This is a genomic window from Variovorax paradoxus, assembly GCF_024734665.1.
In the GTDB taxonomy this organism is placed as follows: domain Bacteria; phylum Pseudomonadota; class Gammaproteobacteria; order Burkholderiales; family Burkholderiaceae_C; genus Variovorax.
The window spans coordinates 3,514,773-3,530,836 of the sequence record NZ_CP102931.1 but is presented as its reverse complement, the minus strand read 5'-3'; the positions used below and the strand labels follow the sequence as shown (position 1 = coordinate 3,530,836).

The window sequence follows — 16,064 nt, the reverse complement described above, 5'->3', positions numbered from 1 at the left end:
GCACACCATCGATTCCGGGTGAGGCGCCGTTCGACCCGGCCATCCTCGCGCGCATGGCGAGCGCCATGTTCGCTGCACTGCCGGGCACGCCGCCAACGTCGCTGCCCGGTGTGGCGAGCGGGCTGGTGCCGGGCGCGCAGTTTCCCGCCAACATCGCGCCGCCGGGTTCGCCGCTGGCGAGCCCTGCCGGCTTCGGGCCGAGCGTGCCGGGCACGCCGATTCCGCAGGGGCAGATTCCCGGCGCCAACGTGCTGCCGGCATCGCCCACGCAACTGCCTTCGCTCGCGAACCGCGCGCCAGCCTTGCTGCCGCATGCGGTGGCGGGCAATGGCGTGCCGGACACTGTGCTCTCGGTGGCGCCGGCTTTCGAGCCGCGCTCGGGTGGCACGGTACAAGGCGTGCCACAGCAGGTGAATGCGCCTTCGGCACCGCAGGCGGACGCGTCACCGTTCTACTTCCTGAGCAACAGCTTCGGGCATCCGTTGGCCGGTGCGGTCTCTGCCGTGTCTGCGCCGCCACAGGTCTTGCCCCCTCTCCCGCTTGCGGGAGAGGGCCGGGGTGAGGGTCTGCGGGCGAGCCAGGGCGCGGGGTCACCCCTCACCCCAACCCTCTCCCCAGAGGGGCGAGGGAGCAACCCTCAGTTCTACTTCGTCGATGCGGTGCGTCTGCCCAACGGCTTCGTCACGCCGGCCAAGCCCGATCCGCGCGGGCCCGATGCCGTGCCATTGGCCGGCAGCGGCCAGCATCCGCCGTTCGACGTCAACGCCGTGCGGCGCGACTTCCCGATCCTGCAGGAGCGGGTGAACGGCAAGCAGCTGGTGTGGTTCGACAACGCGGCCACCACGCACAAGCCGCAGTCGGTCATCGACCGCATCGCGTACTTCTACGAGCACGAGAACTCGAACATCCACCGTGCAGCCCACGAGCTGGCTGCGCGCGCGACCGACGCCTATGAAGGCGCGCGTGAACGCGTGCGCAAGTTCATCAACGCGCCGGAAGTCGAAGAGGTGATCTTCGTGCGCGGCACCACCGAGGCCATCAATCTCGTGGCCAAGAGCTGGGGCGGGCAGCACGTGGGCGAGGGCGACGAGATCATCGTGTCGAACCTCGAGCACCACGCCAACATCGTGCCGTGGCAGCAGCTCGCCGCCGCCAAGGGCGCGAAGCTGCGCGTGATTCCGGTGGACGATTCGGGCCAGGTGCTGCTCGATGAATACCGCAAGCTGCTCAATGACCGCACGAAGATCGTCGCCGTCACGCAGGTCTCGAACGCGCTGGGCACCGTGGTGCCGGTGAAGGAGATCGTCGAGCTGGCGCATCGTGCGGGCGCGAAGGCGCTGGTCGACGGTGCGCAGTCGGTCTCGCACATGCGGGTGGACGTGCAGGACATCGGTGCAGACTTCTTCGTTTTCTCCGGCCACAAGGTGTTCGGCCCGACCGGCATCGGCGTGGTGTGGGGCAAGCGCGAAGTGCTCGAAGACATGCCCCCGTGGCAGGGCGGCGGCAACATGATTGCCGACGTGACCTTTGAGAAGACCGTGTTCCAGCCGATACCGAACAAGTTCGAGGCCGGCACCGGCAACATCGCCGACGCCGTGGGGCTGGGTGCCGCCATCGACTACGTCAACAAGGTCGGTATCGAGAACATCGCGCGCTACGAGCACGACCTGCTGGTGTACGGAATGCAGCAGCTCGGTGCGATTCCGGGTGTGCGGCTGATCGGCACGGCGGCCGACAAGGCCAGCGTGATGTCCTTCGTGCTCGATGGCTACACCACTGAAGAGGTGGGGCATGCCTTGAACGACGAGGGCATTGCGGTGCGCACTGGTCACCATTGCGCGCAGCCGATCCTGCGGCGCTTTGGTGTCGAGACGACGGTGCGGCCCTCGCTGGCGTTCTACAACACCTTTGACGAGGTCGACCGGCTGGTGGCTGTGGTGCGGCGGCTGTCGTCGCAGCGGCGCGCAGGCTAGGGCTTTGGCGCCAGGTGCTGCTTGAAGAAGGCAGCCACCTCGGCGTTGAACCCGGCGTGGAACGCCACGCGGTCGAAGCCCGGCCCATCGCGGCAGATCTCGGGCAGGGCGCTGGCCATGGCCGGTGAGCACGGCGCGAGGAAAGCGAAGTGCGCGGCGCCGGTTGCCACATGCCATTCGGGCGCCGCAGGCAGATTGCGGCGAACCGCGGCCACGTTCTCGGGCGAGACGCCATCGCCGCCGTACTCGGAAGCCCAGAGCTGGATCGGGATCGTCACATTCTTCAGGCTATCGGCATCGAAGACCATGCTGAGCGGATCGGCGATCACGGCGGCCTTGATGCGGGTGTCATGGGTCAGCGGCGAGGCGAGCAGTTCCTGGAATCTCTGCCGCATCAGCGCACACAACGGGCCTTCCGGCGCCGATGCGCAAGGGGACGAAGGCAGGGGCGGGAGCCGCTCGAAATTCGGGCGCGCACCGCTGAGCACAAGGCCCGTGTAGCCGCCCCTTGAAAAACCATAGAAGCCGATCTGCTCGGCGGCGAGCCTGTCATGCGCGGGCCACTGCTGAAGCATGTGGTCGATCAGCCGCGCGATGTCGGTCGTGCGTGTTGCGAGTGCCGAAATCTTGTCGTTCGGGCCACCCCGGATCTGGGAGTTGTCGTCCGAATGGCTGATGGCGGCGACCACGAAGCCGGCGTCGGCCAGCGCCTGTGCCGTGTCGTAGTGGCCGAGGAATGAGCCTCCATACCCATGCGACACCACGATCAACGGCAGCCGGCTGCCGTCGATGGGGCAGTCGCGTACGCCAGAGATGGTGGAGCGGCCGAGCCTGATTTCGCCAGCTGGCGCGGCGCAGGGCGTCCACACGGCGCCGTGCAGCGCCGGGCCTTTCTGGTCGGCAGGTATCTCGATGGTGCTGAAGCCCGCGGCCTGGGCAAGCGTTGCCGAAAGGCAGAAGACGGCGAGGAAGAGGGTGCGAAAGAGGGACATGCCTGCAGTGTGCTGCTGCCCGGCGGGCGCCGCTTAGCCGACTTTGCTATCTTTCTTCGGGCGGCCGGCGCGCTATGCTTGACCTTTGTTAACAATGTCGCCTGTCCACGCATGTCCTTGCCAGAAGCTTCTCTCGGAACCGCCGACGAATCCTGCGACGTGATGGTTGTAGGCGGTGGCCCCGCCGGCTCGACCATCGCCGCCTTGCTAGCCCAACAGGGCCGCAAGGTGGTGCTGCTCGAAAAGGCGCACCACCCGCGCTTTCACATCGGCGAATCGCTGTTGCCCGGGAATGTCGAGCTGTTCGAGAAGCTCGGCGTGCGCGACCAGGTCGACAAGATCGGCATGCCCAAGTTCGGCATCGAGTTCGTCTCGCCCGAGCACGAGCACCGCAGCTATGTGGAATTTGCCGAGGGCATGGACAAGTCGCTCGATTCCGCCTGGCAGGTGCGCCGCTCCGAGCTCGACGAGCTGCTGTTCCGCAATGCGGCCACGCGCGGCGCGCAGACCATCGAAGGCTGCAAGGTGCGCGACGTGGCCTTCGATGCCGACGGCGCCACGGTGCAGGCCGAGATGGACGACGGCGCGCGCCGCAGCTGGCGCACCCGCTTCGTGGTCGACGCCACCGGCCGCGACACGCTGCTGGCCAACAAATTCCGCTGCAAGGAAAAGAATCCTGACCACAACAGCACCGCGCTGTTCGGCCACTTCACGAACGCCGAGCGCCTCGAAGGCAAGAAAGAAGGAAACATCAGCATCTGCTGGTTTCCGCACGGCTGGTTCTGGTTCATTCCGCTGGCTGACGGCACCACCAGCGTGGGCGCAGTCTGCTGGCCGTACTACCTGAAGACGCGCGACAAGCCGCTGAAAGAGTTCTTCTACGACACGATCGCGACCTGCCCCGTGCTGGTGGAGCGCCTGAAGAACGCCACGCTGGTCGACGACGCGGTGCACGCCACCGGCAACTTCTCGTACTCGAGCACGCACGCCACGGGCGACCGCTACCTGCTGCTGGGCGACGCCTTCACCTTCATCGACCCGATGTTTTCCTCGGGTGTGTACCTCGCAATGCACAGCGCCTTCGACGGCGCCGAACTGGTGGCGAAGGCGCTCGACCGGCCGGCCGAACTGGCGGCTGCACGCGAGGACTTCGAGGCCATGATGCGCAAGGGCCCGCGCGAGTACTCGTGGTTCATCTACCGCGTGACCAACCCGACCATCCGCGACATGTTCATGCACCCGGGCAATCCGTTCCGTGTGAAGGAGGGGCTGATGTCGCTGCTGGCCGGCGACATCTACCGGGGCACGCCGACGCGGGGGCCGCTCGGCATGTTCAAGTTTCTGTACTACTTCATCTCGGTCACGCACATGCGGCGTACCTGGGAGGGGTGGAAGCGGCACCGCTTCAACGTCCGGGACATGGGGGTGTTGAAGGGGGAGACGATTCTCAAGTCAGACTAGCAGCCAGCGCCACGGCGTGCCGGGCACCCAGCGCAGGGCTGCTGAGCGCGTCGATGCCGAGGTCCGCGAGCAGGGCGGCCGCGGGGGCCATCGAGGCCTGGGCCAGCACTACGACGTCGGCCCCGCCTGCCACGGCGCGGATCGAATGGGCCAGGGTTTCGACGTAGCGCGCGTTGTCGCCGGCTTCGAAATGGGGCCACGCTTCTTCGACCAGTAATGCGCTCGGCTGCACCGCGATGCCGGCGTTTTCCGCGGCAGAAAGAATCAGGGCCTTCGTCGGAGCGAGCGTGCTTTCGACCGCTGCCACGACCAGCACGCGCGGCCCGGTGCGCACTGCGCGGTCTGCCATGGCGCGGTCGATGCGCAGGGCCTTGAACGCGTCGCCCGTGGGTGTTTGCTCTGCGATGGCACCGATGGTCGAGCAGGTGCACACCACGACTTTCGCCCCGCTGGAGGCGGCTTCGCGCATGGCGTGGTGAACGCGGGCGATCAGGCCTGTGTCGTCGGTGCCCACGACACGCGCATCGGCCAGCAGGTCTGCTTGTACGAGGTGTCGCACACGCAGGCCGGGCGCCATCTCGTCCACCAGCCGCTCGAAGGTCGGCACATGCACCTGTGCCGTGTGCAGGAACGCCAGCGCGTCGCGCATGGCGCTCAGGTTGCCGTACGGGCGCGCTGCGCTTCGTAGGCTTTCAGGTGGACGTACGCCGTGCGCAGCACCGACGGCACCGGCAGGTTGCCGGGAGCCGCGCGGCCCAGCAGATCGCCGACGATGTGATCGGCCTCGACCGCCGCGCCGCGCACCATGTCCTTGTACATCGACGCTGTCATCGGCGAGCCGGCAGTCGTCATGATGGCGCGGCCGCGCTGCACGGCGGCGGGGCGCGGGGTGAAGCCGTTGTGCGTGGCGATGGCGCAGCATTCGTCGAAGATCGACAGCGCCACGTCCTGCCCGCCGGCGGCCACGATGTCGCCGATGGACGCGCGCATCAGGCTCGTGAGGCCCGCCGCCGAGGCGATGAAGACCCACTTTTCCCACATGTCCTGCATGATGTTTTCGCTGGCCGTGGCGTCGAACTTCGCGCCCGCGAACTGCGCTGCGATGGCATCGACGCGCGCCGAGTGGCCGCCGGAGCGTTCGCCATAGCTCAGGCCGTGCATGTCGTTCAGATGCAGCACGCGGCCTTCGTCGTCGAGCGTGGCGGAGATCATGCACAGGCCGCCCAGCACGCGCTCCCCGCCGAAGCGTTCGGCCAGCCGGTCGATGTGCTTCATGCCGTTGAGCAGCGGGAGGATGACGGTGTCAGGGCCGACGGCGGGCGCGAACGAGTCCATCGTCGAATCGAGGTCGTAGGCCTTGCTGCCGACCACGACCACGTCATACGGGCCGTCGATGCCTTCGGCCAGCACGTGCTTCGGCGCAGGCAGCTGCAGGTTGCCGAAGGGGCTCTGCACCACCAGCCCGGTCTTCGCGAGTTGTGCCGCGCGGCGTGGGCGCAGCAGGAAGGTAACGTCGCGTCCCGCCTCCAGCAGACGTCCGCCAAAGTAACCACCGAGTGCGCCGGCACCCACCACCAGAAATCTCATCGCGCTTCGCTCCTGAGTCAGACAGACCAAAAAAGATCGAAGACGATGATGCCCGGGATCGCCCGGGCCTGCTTCAGGCCGGCGCTTTCTCCAGCAGTCGCTGGCGGGCAAAGGGCCGCAGGTCGAGCTTGCTAGGGCGGTCCAGCACGTGGTCGGCGATGGCTTCGCCCAGCCCGGCCGAATGCTTGAAGCCGTGGCCCGAACAGGCCGAGGCGATGAGCACGCGGGGCAGGCTGTCGAGCGCGTCGATCACGAAGCGGCGGTCGGGCGTCACGGTGTACATGCAGGCGCGCGCCTTGAGGGCGCGGCCGCCGATCTGCGGAAAGCGGCCGGCCACGCGGTCGCGGTACATGGCGGCGCTTTCTTCCGCGCTCACGGTGCGGTCGATGGTGTCGGGCGTGGTGGCGGCCACGTACTGCTCGGTCGCGACCTTGAGTGCGGGCTGCGACGGGTCGGAAGACGGAAAGCCGTACATGTAGTCTTCCGGCCCGTCGCCGAACATCCAGATGAAGATGGGAAAGCGGCCGGGCGCGAAGTCGGCGGTGGCGCTGCCGGTGTCGAACCAGTGCATCACCTGGCGGTGCACGGAGAAGTCGGCTTGCCAGTCGGCTCGCGCCTGCGCGCCCAGGAATTCGGGCAGCCATGCACCGGCTGCGACCACGACGCGGTCGGCCGTGAAGCTTGCGGTGGCTGTGCGCACACGCACGGTGTCACCATTGCCCATGGGCTCAACGGCCTGCGCGCGTTCGCCGGTGAGCATTTGAGCGCCCGAGGCGCGGGCCACGTCCAGCTGGGCGCCGATGGCATCCTCGGGTCGGACGAAGCCGGCGTCGTGCTCGTAATAGCCGATTTCGTCGCCCTGCAGGTGGAACTGCGGAAAGCGCGCGCGGATGCCGGCTGCGTCGAGCACTTCGTGCGCGATGCCGAAGCGCTCGGCGCAGGCGATGGTGCGGCGCACGAAGTCGGATTTGCCGTGGTGCTCCGCCACGCGGTCGTGCGGCGCGAGGATCAGGCCGCCCGTGGTGGTCATCAGCGGCTTGCCGGTGCGCGCCTCGAGCTCGCGCCAGATGGCGTGCGAGCGCTGCACGAAGGGCACGTACTCGTCGCCTTCGCCGACGGCCAGCCGCGTGATGCGCGAATCGCCATGCGAGGAGCCCAGGTCGTGCGGCGGCGCGAACTGGTCGATGCCCAGCACGCGTGCGCCGCGCTGCGAGAGTTGGTAGAGCGTCGCGGCGCCGAGAGCGCCAAGGCCGACGACGATGACGTCGTAGTGGGAAGAGGAAGAGGATGAGGGAGAGGAAGAAGACTGAGACTGGGTCACGGGAGCGTCCTGCGCTTCGATGAGGTTGGGGGATGCGGTTTATCTTGCCGCCGTTCGTCCGGCTCTGCATGAACTTTTCCAGAAAAGGTCTTGAGCGCTTCGCATAATCGCGTTCGTCATTCCGACCCCCTCACTCAAGGAGTTTCACCCATGGCCCAGACCCGGATCGCTGTCATTGTCGGCAGCCTGCGCAAGGATTCGTTCAACCACAAGCTGGCCCTCGCGTTGGCGCACCTCGCGCCCTCGGACTTCACCTTCGAAACCCTGCGAATCGACGACCTGCCGCTGTACAACCAGGACGACGACGGCAACCAGTCTGCGCCGGTGAAGCGCCTGAAGACCGAGATCGCGGCGGCTGACGGCCTGCTGTTCGTTACGCCCGAATACAACCGCTCGATTCCCGGCGTGCTGAAGAACGCCATCGACCAGGCCTCGCGCCCCTATGGCCAGAGCGCCTGGGCAGGCAAGCCGGCTGGCGTGGTCGGTGTCTCGGTGGGGGCCATCGGCACCGCGTTGGCGCAGCAGCATCTGCGCAACATCCTGGCGTATCTCGACGTGCCCACGATGGGGACGCCGGAAGTGTTCCTGCAGGCCAAGGACGACCTGTTCGACGACAAGGGTCACATCGGCAACGAAGGCTCGAAGAAATTCCTGCAGAGCTGGATGGACAAGTACGTAGCTTGGGTGAAGAGCCACTCGGCCTGATCGATCCGCTTCGTCTCCGGACGAAAAAAAGCCGCCCACCGGGCGGCTTTTTTGCTGGTGCCGGAGCGAACTCAGGCAGCGATAGCAGCGTCGCGCTGGTTCGCGGCTTCGGCCGTTGCCACCAGGATGTCGGCGCGGGCCGTTGCCAGGGCATTGTTCCGGGCTTCGTCGCCCATCGCCACACCTTCGGCGCGCACGACGCGCACGTCGGTGATGCCGAAGAAGCCGAAGACCGCCTTGAGGTAGCTCTCCTGGTGTTCCATGGCCTGGCCACCTTCGCTGGTCGAATAGACGCCGCCGCGGCTGGAGGCCACGATGATGGTCTTGCCGCCGGCCAGGCCCACGGGGCCCTTCTCGGTGTACTTGAAGGTGCGGCCGACTTGTCCCAGGCGGTCGATCCAGGCCTTGAGTTGCGTCGGGATCGAGAAGTTGTAGAAAGGCGTGCCGATGACGACCACGTCCGAGGCCAGGAACTGGCTCACGAGCTTTTCGGACACGGCGTTTTCACGCTGCTGGGCTTCGGTGGGCTCGGCTTGCACACCGGTCTTGATGCCCAGCGCGTCGGCGCTGAAGTGCGAAGGGGTGTCGACGGCCAGGTCGAGGTATTCGACGACGGTGTCGGGGTGGGCGGCGCGCCATGCGGTCACGACTTCGGCCGAGAGGAGGCGCGAGGTCGAGTGGGCGCCGAGGATGCTGGAGTCAATATGGAGCAGCTTCATTTCAATCAATCACTTTCTGTGTTGGCTGTCGGCGCTCAAAGTGGCCGGCGGATGAAAGAATTCTATTTTTGGATCGAGTGATCGATAAGTATCCAAAAATTGCCTAGATCGTTCTATCTGCAGGACAATCACCGCCATGCAAGACCTCAACGACATGGTTTTCTTCGCCGAAGTGGCCGAGCGCGGCGGCTTCGCAGCCGCCAGCCGGGCGCTCGGCATCCCCAAATCGCGCCTGTCGCGCCGCGTGGCCGATCTGGAAGAGCGGCTCGGCGTGCAGCTGATGCAGCGCAGCACCCGGCGCCTGTCGCTCACACCGGCGGGCGAGATCTACCTGCGGCACTCATCCGCCATGCGCGACGCGGCGCAGGCGGCGGCCGAGGCGGTGGCGCAGGTGCAGACCGAGCCCAGCGGGCTGGTGCGACTGAGTTGCCCCGTCACCATCGCGCACAGCGGCCTGGCGCAGCTGATGCCGGTGTTCATGGCGCGCTACCCGGCGGTACGCATCGACATGCGGGTGATCAACCGGCCGGTCGACCTGATCGAGGAGGGCATCGACATCGCGCTGCGCGTGCGGCCGGTCATCGAGGACAGCACGGTGCTGGTGGCCAAGACCTTCGGCCACAGCCGGGGCGTGCTGGTGGCGAGCCCGGCGCTGCTGGAGCGCTACGGGCCGGTGGAAACGCTGGCCGACCTCGGCAAGCTGCCGACGGCGGCCATGTCGGTCAACGGAGAAGGGCGCGCCGACTGGCGGCTGGAGGGCCCCAAGGGCGAGAGCTACGTGCACTCCCACACCCCGCATTACGTGGCGGACGACCTCGCGACGCTGCAGTTCGGCACGCTGGGCGGCATAGGCGCGACCATGCTGCCTGACTACATGTGTCGCGCCGACATCGATGCCGGCCGGCTGGTGCGGTTGCTACCCGGTTGGGGGCCGCCACCGGTGATTGCGCACATGGTGTTTCCGGCACGGCGGGCGTTGGTGCCGGCTGTGCGGAAGCTCATCGACTTCCTGATGGAGCATCTCCAGAGCGAAGATATGCGGATGTTCTAGGCTCGTTATGCGAAAAACGTCATATCCAAACAAGCAGATATTCGTTTGGCATTGAAGCAAGGGTTCGCACAATCCGAGGCTCCCATCCATCCAGGAGCGTCCATGGCTACTCTGCGACTCGGCGACACAGCCCCCAATTTCACCCAGGATTCCAGCGAAGGCCCCATCGACTTCCATCAGTGGGCCGGCGATTCGTGGGTCGTGTTCTTCTCGCATCCCGCCGACTTCACGCCCGTGTGCACCACCGAACTGGGCAAGACCGCGGCGCTGTCGGGCGAATTCGCCAAGCGCGGCGTGAAGCCCATCGCGTTGAGTGTCGATCCGGCCACCAAGCACAAGGAATGGATCAGCGACATCAACGACACGCAGAACACCACGGTCAACTTCCCCATCATTGCGGATGCCGATCGCAAGGTGGCTGATCTGTACGACCTGATCCACCCGAACGCCTCGGCCACGGCCACCGTTCGCAGCGTGTTCATCATTGACCCGAAAAAGGTCATCCGCACCACCATCACCTACCCGGCGTCCACCGGCCGCAACTTCGACGAGATCCTGCGCGTGATCGACTCGCTGCAGCTCACCGACAGCCACAAGGTGGCCACGCCCGTGAACTGGAAGGACGGCGACGACGTGGTCATCATCCCGGCCATCCAGGACCCGGCCGAACTGGCGGAGCGCTTCCCCAAGGGCTTCAAGGCCGTGCGCCCCTACCTGCGCATCACGCCGCAGCCTAACAAGTAAGCAGGCAGGGCAGCGTCGTCATGCAGACTCGCGTGATCATCGTGCCGGGGTGGCGCGACTCCGGGCCCGGCCACTGGCAGAGCCTGTGGGAAGAGCGCATTCCGGGCGCGGCGCGGGTGGTGCAGGACGACTGGGCCTCGCCCAAGCGCGAGGCGTGGGTGTCTACGCTGGCGAAGCTGGTGCTGGAGAGCGATGGGCCGGTGGTGATCGCCGCGCACAGCCTGGGCTGCATCGCCACGGCGCACCTGCCCGCCGATGCCGCGGCCCGCATCCAGGGCGCGCTGCTGGTGGCGCCTGCGGACCCAGAGCGTCGCGCCGTGCTGTCCGACTTCGCGCCCGTGCCCTACGCCGCGCTGCCGTATCGCAGCATCGTGGTGGCCAGCAGCAACGACCCCTTTTGCCCGATCCGCCTGGCTGGTGCATATTCGCGCGCCTGGGGCAGCGAGTTCGTGCGCATGCAGAATGCGGGCCACATCAACGTCGACTCGGGGCATGGGGATTGGCCGCTGGGCCTTGCCCTGCTCCAGTCCTTGACCGACGAGCCCGCCGCTTGGCCGGCGGGCCGTGAATTTTCAGAAACCTTGGCAACCACATGACTTCCAGAATAAAGACCTTCGTCGCCGTGCTCGCGCTGGCGTCCTCCGCACTCGCCGGCAGCAGCGCCTTCGCCCAAGGCACGGGGCTGCTGAACGCTTCGTACGACGTGGCGCGCGAGTTCTACAAGGACTACAACGCGGCCTTCGTGGCGCACTACAAGAAGGCCACCGGCAAGGACGTCAAGATCGACCAGTCGCACGGCGGCTCCAGCGCGCAGGCTCGCGCGGTGGCCGATGGCCTCGATGCCGACGTGGTGACGATGAACACCTCGACCGACATCGACTTCCTCGCCAACGCCGGCGTGGTCGCCAAAGACTGGAACAAGAAATTCCCCGAGAACGCATCGCCGACCACGTCGACCATGTTGTTCTTGGTTCGCAACGGCAACCCCAAGGGCATCAAGGACTGGGATGACCTGGTCAAGCCGGGCGTGCAGGTCGTGATCGTCAACCCCAAGACCGGCGGCAACGGGCGCTATGCCTATCTGGCCGCCTGGGGCTACATCAAGAAGAAGGGCGGCACCGACGCCCAGGCCGCCGAGTTCGTCGGCAAGCTCTTCAAGAACGTGCCGGTGCTGGCACGCGGCGGCCGCGACGCGACCACCGCCTTCCTGCAGCGCAACATCGGTGATGCACTGATCACCTTCGAATCGGAAGTGGTGTCGATCGACCGCGAATTCGGCACCGGCAAGGTCGACTCGGTGTACCCGTCGATCAGCATCGTGGCCGAGAACCCGGTGGCCGTGGTCGAGCGCACCGTCGCCAAGAAGGGCACCGGCGAACTGGCCAAGGCCTACCTTGACTGGCTGTACTCCGAAGAAGCGCAGGAAATCGCGGCCAAGCACGCGCTGCGTCCGCGCTCGCCGGCCGTGCTCAAGAAGTACGCCTCGACCTTCAAGCCACTGCAACTGTTCACGGTGCAGGAGCTGTTCGGCAGCCTCGGCGAAGCGCAAAAGGTGCACTTCAACGACGGCGGTCAGTTCGACAAGCTCTACACGCCCGGCGGCAAGTAAATGAGCGGCGCTGTTTCTTCGGCGCTCCCGTCCGCGGGAGCGCCTTTTTCGCGTGCCAACCGGGCAGGGGGCGCCAAGCGCGTGCTGCCGGGGTTCCACATCACGCTGGGCTTCTCGATTCTTTACCTCAGCCTGATCGTGCTGATCCCGCTGTCGGCGCTGGTCTTCAGGACCTTCACGCTGACCTGGGATCAGTTCTGGGTGGCCGTGACTGCCCCGCGCGTGATGGCTTCGTACCGGCTGACCTTCGGCGCGTCGCTGATCGCGGCCGTGGTGAACGCGGTGTTCGGCCTGCTGGTGGCCTGGGTGCTGGTGCGCTACAAGTTTCCGGGCAAGCGCATCGTCGATGCGCTGGTCGACCTGCCGTTCGCGCTGCCGACGGCGGTGGCGGGTATCTCGCTGACCGCGCTGCTCGCGGGCAACGGCTGGGTCGGGCAACTACTGGAGCCGCACGGCATCAAGCTGGCATTCACGCCGGCGGGCATCGTGATTGCGCTGATCTTCATCGGGCTGCCCTTCGTGGTGCGCACGGTGCAGCCGGTGCTCGAAGACGCCGAGAAAGAGCTGGAAGAAGCCGCCACTTCGCTCGGCGCGACGCGGCTTCAGACCTTCACCAAGGTGATCTTTCCGTCGATTGCGCCTGCGTTGCTTACCGGCTTTGCCATGGCCTTTGCGCGCGCCATCGGCGAGTACGGCTCGGTGATCTTCATCGCCGGCAACATGCCGATGATCTCGGAGATCACGCCGCTGATCATCATCGGCAAGCTGGAGCAGTACGACTACGCGGGCGCCACGGCGGTCGCGCTGGTGATGCTGGTCATTTCGTTCCTGCTGCTGCTGGTCATCAATGGCCTGCAGGCATGGCAGCGTCGCCGCGCAGGAGCCTGACATGAGTGCACCTTCCAAAGTCATTCGCCGCGCGCAGGCCGGCACTACTGAATCTGCCTGGGTGCGCTGGACTCTGATTGGCATTGCGCTCGCGTTCATGTTCCTGTTTCTCGTGCTGCCGCTGGCCGCTGTTGCGACCGAGGCGCTGCGCAAGGGCGTGGGCGCGTATCTCGACGCGCTGAAAGAGCCCGACGCCTGGAGTGCGATTCGCCTCACGCTGATCACTGCCGCCATCGCGGTGCCGATGAACCTCGTATTCGGCGTGGCCGCGGCCTGGGCCATTGCCAAGTTCGAGTTCCGTGGCAAGGCATTTCTCACCACGCTGGTCGACCTGCCGTTCGCGGTGTCGCCGGTGGTGGCGGGCCTGATCTACGTGCTGGTGTTCGGCGCGCAGGGCTGGCTCGGTCCGTGGCTGGCGGAGCACGACATCAAGATCATCTTTGCCGTGCCGGGCATCGTGCTGGCAACCGTGTTCGTGACTTTCCCGTTCATCGCGCGCGAACTCGTGCCGCTGATGCAGGCGCAGGGCACCGACGAGGAGCAGGCCGCCATCGTGCTCGGCGCGACCGGCTGGCAGACCTTCTGGCGCGTGACACTGCCCAACATCAAGTGGGGCCTGCTGTACGGCGTGATCCTGTGCAACGCGCGCGCCATGGGCGAATTCGGCGCGGTGTCGGTGGTGTCGGGGCACATCCGCGGCCAGACCAACACCATGCCGCTGCACGTGGAAGTGCTCTACAACGAATACCAGTCTGTGGCCGCGTTTGCCGTGGCCTCGCTACTGGCCATCCTGGCGCTGGTCACGCTGGTGATCAAGTCGGTGATCGAATGGCGCCACGAGCGCGAGATGAAGGCCATTGCCGAACTGCCCCCCGAGCGTCCCCCCGAAGCCGCGGCGGCCTGAGAGAGAAAGAACAAGATCATGAGCATCGAAATCCGCAACATCAGCAAGCAGTTCGGCGACTTCCGCGCGCTGCGCGACGTGAACCTCGACGTGGAGTCGGGCGAACTGGTCGCGCTGCTCGGGCCCTCGGGCTGCGGCAAGACCACGCTGCTGCGCATCATCGCGGGGCTGGAGACGGCCGACGCCGGCAGTATTCTTTTCTCGGGCGAAGACACCACCGACGTGCACGTGCGCGAGCGGCAGGTGGGCTTCGTGTTCCAGCACTACGCATTGTTCCGTCACATGACCGTGTTCGAGAACGTGGCCTTCGGCCTGCGCGTGAAGCCGCGCAAGGAGCGCCCGAGCGACGCGCAGATCAGGCAGAAGGTGACCGACCTGCTCAAGCTGGTGCAGCTCGACTGGCTGGCCGACCGATATCCGTCGCAGCTTTCGGGTGGCCAGCGGCAGCGCATTGCGCTGGCCCGTGCGCTGGCGGTGGAGCCCAAGGTGCTGCTGCTCGACGAGCCTTTCGGCGCGCTCGACGCCAAGGTGCGCAAGGAACTGCGCCGCTGGCTGCGCCGGCTGCACGACGAACTGCACGTGACCTCGATCTTCGTCACGCACGACCAGGAAGAAGCGCTCGAAGTGGCCGACCGCGTGGTGGTCATCAACAAGGGACAGATCGAGCAGGTCGGCTCGCCGCAGGAAGTGTGGGACCAGCCGGCCAGCCCGTTCGTCTACGGCTTCCTGGGCGACGTGAATCTGTTCCACGGCCGGGCCGACAACGGCGCGGTGCAGCTCGACGGCATGCGCCTTGATTCACCCGAGCACAGCGGCGCGCGCGACGCCAAGGCACGCGCCTATGTGCGCCCGCATGACATCGATGTGACACGCTACGTGGCCGGCGCCTCGGGCATCGTCGCCACGCTGTCGCGCGCAATCGTGGTCGGACCCATCGCACGGCTGGAACTTGAGCCCACCGAATCGAATCCAGATAATCCGGGCTCCGGAACCATCATCGAGGCGCAACTCCCTGCGCAACAGTTCCGTGACCTGGGCTTGAAGGAAGGCGACACCGTCGTTGCCAACCCGCGCAAGGCCAGGGTGTTCGTAGAAGAAGATTGGGTATCTCCTTGATCGATTGGTACTTCGGCGCGCCGCGCCGCGCGTTTGGGCTGATCTGCCTGGCCTGCGTTCTCATGCTGGCCTTCGGGCTCTACCTGCAGCACGTGGTCGGGCTCGAACCCTGTCCCATGTGCATCGTGCAGCGGTATGCGCTGGTGCTGGTGGCAATCTTCACCGGGCTGGCCGGGGCGTTCCGCAACGTAGGCCTTCGGGTCGTGGGCGGATTGCTGGCGCTGGTGGCCGCGGTGGGCGGTGCCTACACGGCGGCCTCGCAAAGCTGGCTGCAGTGGTATCCGCCCGAAGTCGTGTCCTGCGGACGCGACCTCTACGGGATGATCGAGACCTTTCCCCTGAAGCGTGCGCTGCCGATGATCTTCCGCGGCGGCGGCGACTGCTCGAAGATCGACTGGTCGCTGTTCGGCCTGACGCTGGCGAACTGGTCGTTCATCGCGTTCGTGGTTCTTTCGCTGATGCTCATCACGCTGCTCGTGCGCTCGCGTCGCGCACGCTGAGAGGCGGAAGAGGCAACGCCGCCCCACGGCGGGCGGCGTGCCGAAGAGGGCGGGTTCGCGTCAGTTGAACCAGCCCTGGCCCGAAAAACCGCATCCCATTTCTTCGAGCAGGCTGCGCCAGTACCAGCGCTCGGCGCAGCTGCTGACCATCGCCATGTTCACCGGCTGAGCCGCCGTCGGCTTGATGTCGCTGCTGATGCTCGCAAGGCCCAGCGGGGCGTTGGCTTCGGGGCTGCGCACCGGCGTGGTGAACGTCAGCGGCGACTGCGCCTCGGGTGTCTCCGCCTTCGTGTTGGTGGCACCGGCCGCGCCGCTGAAGGCCATCGCTGCAGTGATCGCTCCGGCCAGCGCCACGTGGCGCAAAGTGTTCGACTGTTTGAATTTCATGGTCGTTTCCCTTCCTAGAACTATCGGTTTATGCGCGGCAACACGCCACGCACCCGAAAAAATGTAGGGCGCCTGAAGGTGTCGGACCAGTGCCGAAAGTCACGCGC

At 66.3% G+C, this 16,064-nt stretch carries 17 protein-coding genes; 11 read left to right on the top strand and 6 right to left on the bottom strand.

The window, feature by feature from the left end; translation table 11 throughout:
• Nucleotides 1-53: 53 nt before the first annotated feature.
• A complete protein-coding gene (locus NWF24_RS16615; protein WP_258355303.1) occupies nucleotides 54-1,973 on the top strand; it encodes a family 2A encapsulin nanocompartment cargo protein cysteine desulfurase in 1,920 nt (639 codons plus the stop codon).
• Here NWF24_RS16615 and NWF24_RS16610 read toward each other — a convergent pair.
• Nucleotides 1,970-2,965: an alpha/beta hydrolase family protein gene (locus NWF24_RS16610; protein WP_258355130.1), complete on the bottom strand. Its 996-nt coding sequence runs from the start codon at nucleotides 2,963-2,965 to the stop codon at nucleotides 1,970-1,972. The two genes, NWF24_RS16615 and NWF24_RS16610, sit on opposite strands and share 4 nt — an antisense overlap.
• 111 nt (nucleotides 2,966-3,076) lie before the next feature.
• Here NWF24_RS16610 and NWF24_RS16605 point away from each other — a divergent pair, with 111 nt between their 5' ends.
• Nucleotides 3,077-4,426 (top strand): NAD(P)/FAD-dependent oxidoreductase, encoded by a 1,350-nt coding sequence (locus NWF24_RS16605; RefSeq protein ID WP_258355129.1) that lies wholly within the window; start codon nucleotides 3,077-3,079, stop codon nucleotides 4,424-4,426.
• Here NWF24_RS16605 and NWF24_RS16600 read toward each other — a convergent pair.
• The 3 genes from NWF24_RS16600 to solA all read right to left on the bottom strand — a co-directional run bounded on the left by NWF24_RS16600 (nucleotide 4,413) and on the right by solA (nucleotide 7,334).
• On the bottom strand, nucleotides 4,413-5,075 hold the full coding sequence (locus NWF24_RS16600; RefSeq protein WP_258355128.1) for an Asp/Glu/hydantoin racemase: 663 nt from the start codon (nucleotides 5,073-5,075) through the stop codon (nucleotides 4,413-4,415). The genes NWF24_RS16605 and NWF24_RS16600 overlap by 14 nt on opposite strands.
• 5 nt (nucleotides 5,076-5,080) lie before the next feature.
• Nucleotides 5,081-6,013 (bottom strand): 2-dehydropantoate 2-reductase, encoded by a 933-nt coding sequence (gene panE / locus NWF24_RS16595; RefSeq protein ID WP_258355127.1) that lies wholly within the window; start codon nucleotides 6,011-6,013, stop codon nucleotides 5,081-5,083.
• A 73-nt stretch (nucleotides 6,014-6,086) separates the two neighbouring features.
• On the bottom strand, nucleotides 6,087-7,334 hold the full coding sequence (gene solA / locus NWF24_RS16590; RefSeq protein ID WP_258355126.1) for an N-methyl-L-tryptophan oxidase: 1,248 nt from the start codon (nucleotides 7,332-7,334) through the stop codon (nucleotides 6,087-6,089).
• A gap of 150 nt (nucleotides 7,335-7,484) precedes the next feature.
• Between solA and NWF24_RS16585 the strand changes: the two genes are divergently transcribed.
• The gene (locus NWF24_RS16585) at nucleotides 7,485-8,039 is read left to right on the top strand and encodes an NADPH-dependent FMN reductase (RefSeq protein WP_258355125.1); all 555 of its coding nucleotides are present in this window, start codon (nucleotides 7,485-7,487) and stop codon (nucleotides 8,037-8,039) included.
• A 71-nt stretch (nucleotides 8,040-8,110) separates the two neighbouring features.
• On the opposite strand, the gene NWF24_RS16580 is transcribed toward NWF24_RS16585, so the two are convergent.
• On the bottom strand, nucleotides 8,111-8,758 hold the full coding sequence (locus NWF24_RS16580) for an FMN-dependent NADH-azoreductase (protein WP_258355124.1): 648 nt from the start codon (nucleotides 8,756-8,758) through the stop codon (nucleotides 8,111-8,113).
• A 136-nt stretch (nucleotides 8,759-8,894) separates the two neighbouring features.
• On the opposite strand from NWF24_RS16580, the gene NWF24_RS16575 reads away from it, so the two are divergent.
• The 8 genes from NWF24_RS16575 (at nucleotide 8,895) to NWF24_RS16540 (ending at nucleotide 15,570) form a co-directional block, all read left to right on the top strand.
• Nucleotides 8,895-9,809, top strand: coding sequence for a LysR family transcriptional regulator (locus NWF24_RS16575; RefSeq protein ID WP_258355123.1), 915 nt, complete (start codon nucleotides 8,895-8,897; stop codon nucleotides 9,807-9,809).
• A gap of 102 nt (nucleotides 9,810-9,911) precedes the next feature.
• A complete protein-coding gene (locus NWF24_RS16570; RefSeq protein WP_093173934.1) occupies nucleotides 9,912-10,553 on the top strand; it encodes a peroxiredoxin in 642 nt (213 codons plus the stop codon).
• A gap of 20 nt (nucleotides 10,554-10,573) precedes the next feature.
• Nucleotides 10,574-11,149 (top strand): RBBP9/YdeN family alpha/beta hydrolase, encoded by a 576-nt coding sequence (locus NWF24_RS16565; RefSeq protein WP_258355122.1) that lies wholly within the window; start codon nucleotides 10,574-10,576, stop codon nucleotides 11,147-11,149.
• The gene (locus NWF24_RS16560) at nucleotides 11,146-12,162 is read left to right on the top strand and encodes a sulfate ABC transporter substrate-binding protein (protein WP_093054629.1); all 1,017 of its coding nucleotides are present in this window, start codon (nucleotides 11,146-11,148) and stop codon (nucleotides 12,160-12,162) included. Before NWF24_RS16565 ends, NWF24_RS16560 begins: the two co-directional genes overlap by 4 nt.
• Nucleotides 12,163-13,050, top strand: coding sequence for a sulfate ABC transporter permease subunit CysT (cysT, locus tag NWF24_RS16555; protein ID WP_258355121.1), 888 nt, complete (start codon nucleotides 12,163-12,165; stop codon nucleotides 13,048-13,050). It begins immediately after the preceding gene.
• 1 nt (nucleotide 13,051) lies between these two features.
• A complete protein-coding gene (gene cysW, locus NWF24_RS16550) occupies nucleotides 13,052-13,954 on the top strand; it encodes a sulfate ABC transporter permease subunit CysW (RefSeq protein ID WP_093054633.1) in 903 nt (300 codons plus the stop codon).
• 18 nt (nucleotides 13,955-13,972) lie between these two features.
• Nucleotides 13,973-15,070, top strand: a complete 1,098-nt coding sequence (locus tag NWF24_RS16545) for a sulfate/molybdate ABC transporter ATP-binding protein (protein ID WP_093173932.1) — start codon at nucleotides 13,973-13,975, stop codon at nucleotides 15,068-15,070.
• Entirely contained in the window at nucleotides 15,067-15,570 is a 504-nt protein-coding gene (locus NWF24_RS16540; RefSeq protein ID WP_258355120.1) for a disulfide bond formation protein B, read from the top strand. Before NWF24_RS16545 ends, NWF24_RS16540 begins: the two co-directional genes overlap by 4 nt.
• 60 nt (nucleotides 15,571-15,630) lie before the next feature.
• Here the strand turns inward: NWF24_RS16540 and NWF24_RS16535 are convergent, their stop codons facing one another.
• Nucleotides 15,631-15,957: a hypothetical protein gene (locus NWF24_RS16535; protein WP_258355119.1), complete on the bottom strand. Its 327-nt coding sequence runs from the start codon at nucleotides 15,955-15,957 to the stop codon at nucleotides 15,631-15,633.
• Between the last annotated feature and the right edge of the window lie 107 nt (nucleotides 15,958-16,064).

What these genes read in the sequence shown, in the direction of transcription:
- NWF24_RS16615 (WP_258355303.1), top strand. Translation starts at nt 54, where the DNA reads ATGGCGAGCGCCATGTTCGCTGCACTGCCGGGCACGCCGCCAACGTCG.
- NWF24_RS16610 (WP_258355130.1), bottom strand. Translation starts at nt 2,965, where the DNA reads ATGTCCCTCTTTCGCACCCTCTTCCTCGCCGTCTTCTGCCTTTCGGCA.
- NWF24_RS16605 (WP_258355129.1), top strand. Translation starts at nt 3,077, where the DNA reads ATGTCCTTGCCAGAAGCTTCTCTCGGAACCGCCGACGAATCCTGCGAC.
- NWF24_RS16600 (WP_258355128.1), bottom strand. Translation starts at nt 5,075, where the DNA reads ATGCGCGACGCGCTGGCGTTCCTGCACACGGCACAGGTGCATGTGCCG.
- panE (WP_258355127.1), bottom strand. Translation starts at nt 6,013, where the DNA reads ATGAGATTTCTGGTGGTGGGTGCCGGCGCACTCGGTGGTTACTTTGGC.
- NWF24_RS16585 (WP_258355125.1), top strand. Translation starts at nt 7,485, where the DNA reads ATGGCCCAGACCCGGATCGCTGTCATTGTCGGCAGCCTGCGCAAGGAT.
- NWF24_RS16580 (WP_258355124.1), bottom strand. Translation starts at nt 8,758, where the DNA reads ATGAAGCTGCTCCATATTGACTCCAGCATCCTCGGCGCCCACTCGACC.
- NWF24_RS16575 (WP_258355123.1), top strand. Translation starts at nt 8,895, where the DNA reads ATGCAAGACCTCAACGACATGGTTTTCTTCGCCGAAGTGGCCGAGCGC.
- NWF24_RS16570 (WP_093173934.1), top strand. Translation starts at nt 9,912, where the DNA reads ATGGCTACTCTGCGACTCGGCGACACAGCCCCCAATTTCACCCAGGAT.
- NWF24_RS16565 (WP_258355122.1), top strand. Translation starts at nt 10,574, where the DNA reads ATGCAGACTCGCGTGATCATCGTGCCGGGGTGGCGCGACTCCGGGCCC.
- NWF24_RS16560 (WP_093054629.1), top strand. Translation starts at nt 11,146, where the DNA reads ATGACTTCCAGAATAAAGACCTTCGTCGCCGTGCTCGCGCTGGCGTCC.
- cysT (WP_258355121.1), top strand. Translation starts at nt 12,163, where the DNA reads ATGAGCGGCGCTGTTTCTTCGGCGCTCCCGTCCGCGGGAGCGCCTTTT.
- cysW (WP_093054633.1), top strand. Translation starts at nt 13,052, where the DNA reads ATGAGTGCACCTTCCAAAGTCATTCGCCGCGCGCAGGCCGGCACTACT.
- NWF24_RS16545 (WP_093173932.1), top strand. Translation starts at nt 13,973, where the DNA reads ATGAGCATCGAAATCCGCAACATCAGCAAGCAGTTCGGCGACTTCCGC.
- NWF24_RS16535 (WP_258355119.1), bottom strand. Translation starts at nt 15,957, where the DNA reads ATGAAATTCAAACAGTCGAACACTTTGCGCCACGTGGCGCTGGCCGGA.